Consider the following 4,968-nt stretch of genomic DNA (forward strand, 5'->3'; position numbering starts at 1 on the left):
AGTTAAATCAGACAGGTTTGTAGAAAAAAGAGGGTATACCTATAATGTCCCTTTATTTATGACTGATGATAGTATAGATTATGAGCTTTACGTCAGTTTTCCGGAGAAAAAAGAATACATATTGTCAACAATATCCTGGATTTTGATATTGTCGGCAGTTTTTATATTTATTATCATTTTGTCGTTTGCCAGCGCTTTATATCAGCTGATAAGACAAAAGCAAATCTCTGCGATCAAAACTGATTTTATCAATAATATGACGCATGAATTTAAAACACCTATCGCAACGATAAATTTAGCTTTAGATTCAATTAGAAACCCTAAAATCATTGGAGATAAGGAAAAAGTATTTAGGTATTTAAGAATGATTAAAGACGAAAATAAGCGTATGCATGCTCAGGTCGAAAATGTATTAAGAATATCTAAGCTTGAAAAAAATGAGCTCAATATTAGCAAGGAGCGCTTAAAGCTTCACGGTTTAGTAGAAGATGCAATGGCTCATGTTGAGTTAATTGTTGAAGATAGAAAAGGATATATAAAATTACATCTAGATGCTGCTAAATCATCGATTTTGGCCAATGAGACACATTTTACAAACGTTATCGTAAATATTTTTGATAACGCAATAAAATATACAGATGGCGCACCAAAGATTAATGTTTACACAGAGAATATAGGTAATAATATTTTACTTAAAATATCTGATCAAGGCAGCGGAATGTCAAAACAAGTTCAAAAACGTGTTTTTGAAAAGTTTTATAGAGAACACACAGGAAATGTACATAATGTAAAAGGTCACGGTTTAGGCTTGGCTTATGTAAAAAGAATAGTAGACGACCATCAAGGTCACATATCAGTAGAAAGTGAAAAAGGAAAGGGCAGCACCTTTACAATTAGGCTCCCATTAATATCATAAGATTATGGAAGAACAAAATAAGAAAATACTTTTAGTAGAAGACGACCCAAATTTTGGAACCGTTCTTAAAGACTATTTAATTATGAATGATTTTGACGTTGTTCATGCAAAAAATGGTATGGAAGGTTTTGAAAAGTTTAAGAAAGACGATTACGATTTATGTATTCTTGACGTAATGATGCCATATAAAGATGGATTTACCTTAGCTAAAGAAATTAGAGAAAAGAACACAGATGTTCCCATAGTCTTTTTAACTGCTAAGGCAATGAAAGAGGATGTACTTAAAGGTTATAAAGTAGGTGCTGATGATTATTTGAACAAACCTTTTGATAGTGAAGTTTTATTGATGAAAATTAAAGCTATTATGCAGCGTAAAGCTACTGATAGTGTTGCAGATAGCAAACAATTTGAATTTGTTATTGGAAGATTTCACCTTAATTCTAAGCTACGTTTCTTATCATTTGATGGTGGCGAACCAGAGAAGCTATCTCCTAAAGAAAACGAACTATTAAGATTGTTAGCGCTTCATGAAAATGACTTAATGCCAAGGGAATTGGCTCTAACTAAAATTTGGAGAGACGATAATTATTTTACATCTCGTAGTATGGATGTATACATTGCTAAGCTACGTAAGTATCTGAAATTAGACCCTAATGTAGAAATCTTAAACATACATGGTGAAGGTTTCCGATTGGTCATCAATAAATAAATATTTTATAATATGAAGAGCCAGCTAATCAAGCTGGCTTTTCGTTTTTGATGTAATCTATAATGTGGTTTACATCTTCCAGATAATCAAACCATTTTATAGTTTCGTCTCTACGATACCATGTAAGTTGTCGCTTAGCAAAACGTCGTGTATTTTTCTTTATTTCAGAAATTGCATAATCAAGAGGCCATTCACCTTCAAAATGTTTAAATAATTCTTTATAGCCCACGGTATTTAATGCATTCAAATTTTTATTTGGTAATAAGGCTTTAGCTTCTTCTAATAAACCATTTTCTAACATTATATCTACACGTCGATTAATACGATTGTATATAATTTCTCTATCTGCATTAATTCCAATTTGAATGGTTTGAAAATTTCTCTTTTTCTTTTCCTTAGATAAAAATGTAGAATAAGGTTTACCTGTACCTAAGCAAATTTCTAATGCTCTTATCACTCTTTTAGGATTATCTATAGCAATGGTTTCAAAACTTTTTTTGTCAAGCTGTTTTAGCTGTTTTTGTAAGTATTCTAAGCCTTTTTCTTGTAGTTTTTTATTAAGTGACTCCCTGACGTCTTTAGAGATTTGAGGAAATTGATCAAGACCATTGATGACAGCGTTTGAGTAAAGGCCAGAACCACCGACCATGACTAGGATATTATATTTTTGAAATAGTTTTTCTAATAAATGAATAGCATCTTTTTCAAACTGCCCGACACTGTAATGGTCTTTTATAGCTATATGCTGAATAAAATGATGTTTTGCTGCATTTAGTTCTTCTTTAGAAGGTACAGCTGTACCAATGGTCATTTCTTTAAAAAATTGCCGAGAATCTGAAGATATTATTTCGGTTTTAAAGTAATTGGCGAGTTTTAAGCTTAATGCTGTCTTTCCAATACCAGTTGGACCTACAATAGAAATTAATATTTTATTCATGATGAAGGTCTTCACCACATTTATAGCAAAACACAGCATTATCTTTGTGATTTTGTGCTAAGCAACTTCTGCAAGATTGAGAATTTGTGTCGATTTGAGGTTTGATTACATCTTTTTCATTCTCAGATTTCCTGCTATTTTTAGCGTATTCTGCTGATACAATTCCTGTAGGAACTGCAATTATACCGTAACCTAAAACCATTATAATTGTTGTTATAAACTGACCTAGAGGTGTTTGTGGAGCTATGTCACCAAAACCTACGGTTGTTAGTGTTACAATACACCAATATACACTCTTTGGGATATTTGTAAATCCATTTGCTTCTCCTTCAACCAAATACATTATGGTACCAAATACTACAGAAGATACCATCACAGCAAATAAGAAAACTAAAATCTTAATACGACTCGCAATGATTGAATCTTTTAATTGATTTGAAGCTCCTAGGTAACGTGCTAGTTTCAAAATTCTGAAAACCCTTAATAATCTTAATGCACGAAGTGTTACCAGCGCATGGGCGCCTCCAAATAAAAATGTAACATACATAGGAATGGTTGACAAAAAGTCTATAATTCCAAAAAAACTAAAAATATATCGAAATGGTTTTTTTATACTAATTACTCTAAGAATATATTCTATACTAAAAAGTATAGTTACAATCCACTCTCCATAATATAGTAATTCATGGTATTTTTTGTCAATACTATTAACGCTTTCTAGCATAACTAGGATTATACTTAGTATTATAAATACAAGTAATAAAACATCAAACCATTTTCCAGAAGGTGTGTCTGCTTCATAAATTATTTCATGAAGCTTGGTGCGCCAGTTATGTTTTTTAGTTGTTTCCACGTTTTAAAGATACAAATATTGGGTTATTTTTTTTCTAAAACTATTATCGTATTGTTTTGAACTTCGACAATCTTTGCCATAAATTTTTTCAAAATCTCGTAATAATCAGCTTCATAAATTGCTGTATTTAGTTTTATTCTGGCAAATACAGATAGTTTATCTTCATTTGCTTTAAAAGAGAATGTAACCAAACCTCCTCTATCTGGTAAAGCTAGGCGAGTATCTTCAGGAAAATCTACAACTTTTAATTTTTCTCCTAAATCAATTTCAAAAGAATAAAGGAAAGCTTGTTTATAACCTAAGTCTACTGGATAAGTGCGTTGTGTGAGCTTAAATGGGTTTTCATCATAAAATTTATATATAAATGGGTTGAGGTAAATTTTGTCATTGATAAGCTCATCTTCTAATGTAATATTAAATTCTTCTGAAAATTTAGGGCTATCTTTTTTAGAAATTTTATGGTTATTTAGCGTCGCGTATACAAAATTGCTTTTTAATTGTTCTAAGTATGTGTTTTGATTTTCATAAAATACTTTTTTCTTTGACATTGATTTATACCCATTTGTATTACTAATAATATTTCCAGTCAGTAGATTTTCTTTATTCAGGCTTAGTTTGACACCCACCTGCAAGGTTGAATATTTTTTTGCACTAATTTCTATCCATTTACTATTATTTTTTAAATCTAGTAATCTTCCATATTGATTAAGGCAATAAAATGGAATTTCTCCAAATAATTGATAAGGGTTTGTTGCATCTAAAAAATATTTTTCACCGTCAATTTCTATTAGAAGAATTAGGTAATTAAAATCACTTAAGATAGGATATAGTTTAGTAGGTAGCCCATTTTTTCTTGTAGATAACAAAATTGGTGATACTTGGTAATTTTCAGATTTTAGTAGATTATGCAATAAAAGATTTAGCTCAAAAGCATTTCCTCCACTGTCTTCTTTTAGGCGTTTAACAGAGGCATCATATCTTCCATAATCTCCATTCCAATTGTAGTTTTCTAATACATATCTATGTATAGCTTTAGCTTTGTCCAATGTATTTTTTATATCAGTTACTTCTTTAGGTATAATATCTTCAATTTTTTGCTTTTTTCTTAGCTGACGTCCCAAATCAGTATCTGTTCTTAATTCTTTATCAACATCACTCCAAGTTTTTGCAATCTTTTCAACTCTTCCATCAAAATATTTTATAATACTCATTTCATATTCAATACGAGATATATAATTATCTGGTGTTGTTGTAAAACCTTCTTCTTTATACGCTGGTATATTTGTCATTATGTGTTTTGAAACAGAACAGTCTGAATATGCACCACGGCCAGAATCTAGACAACTGCCGACTATAGAATTATCTTTACTTTTCAAGGGTAGAGGACCTACCAAGCGTGCATGGTATTGGTAATTTCCTGGTATACTAACCTGAGTTCGATTAATATTTAGGGGTAATTTATTAGCAAAAAAGATAGATTTTAAGTAAATTAAAGTATTGAATTTCAATTTATTAATCTAAAAACCTATCTATGTATTGTTACTCTAAAATTA

5 protein-coding genes are annotated in these 4,968 nt (G+C 30.6%); 2 read left to right on the plus strand and 3 right to left on the minus strand.

The features are described 5' to 3' along the window. Together HKP48_RS00760 and HKP48_RS00765 are read left to right on the plus strand one after the other, a co-directional pair. Positions 1–916, plus strand: a 916-nt coding sequence (locus HKP48_RS00760; RefSeq protein WP_296341820.1) for a HAMP domain-containing sensor histidine kinase, incomplete at its 5' end; no start/stop codon positions are given. Between the two features lie 4 nt (positions 917–920). Further along, positions 921–1,625, plus strand: coding sequence for a response regulator transcription factor (locus HKP48_RS00765; RefSeq protein ID WP_296341822.1), 705 nt, complete (start codon positions 921–923; stop codon positions 1,623–1,625). 28 nt (positions 1,626–1,653) lie between these two features. Here the strand turns inward: HKP48_RS00765 and miaA are convergent, their stop codons facing one another. Genes miaA through HKP48_RS00780 form a run of 3 tightly spaced genes read right to left on the minus strand, consistent with a single transcriptional unit; the run spans position 1,654 to position 4,923 of the window. Continuing rightward, entirely contained in the window at positions 1,654–2,562 is a 909-nt protein-coding gene (gene miaA / locus HKP48_RS00770; RefSeq protein WP_296341824.1) for a tRNA (adenosine(37)-N6)-dimethylallyltransferase MiaA, read from the minus strand. After that, a complete protein-coding gene (locus HKP48_RS00775) occupies positions 2,555–3,415 on the minus strand; it encodes an ion transporter (RefSeq protein ID WP_296341826.1) in 861 nt (286 codons plus the stop codon). The genes miaA and HKP48_RS00775 overlap by 8 nt, the downstream gene beginning before the upstream one ends. A gap of 23 nt (positions 3,416–3,438) precedes the next feature. Further along, positions 3,439–4,923, minus strand: a complete 1,485-nt coding sequence (locus HKP48_RS00780) for a hypothetical protein (RefSeq protein WP_296341829.1) — start codon at positions 4,921–4,923, stop codon at positions 3,439–3,441. Positions 4,924–4,968 lie beyond the last annotated feature (45 nt).

The sequence above is a fragment of the Winogradskyella sp. genome, from assembly GCF_013042245.1.
GTDB lineage: Bacteria > Bacteroidota > Bacteroidia > Flavobacteriales > Flavobacteriaceae > Winogradskyella.

Bases quoted from the DNA above. Each gene is read 5' to 3' on its own strand.
- HKP48_RS00765 (WP_296341822.1), top strand. From the start codon at position 921: ATGGAAGAACAAAATAAGAAAATACTTTTAGTAGAAGACGACCCAAAT.
- miaA (WP_296341824.1), bottom strand. From the start codon at position 2,562: ATGAATAAAATATTAATTTCTATTGTAGGTCCAACTGGTATTGGAAAG.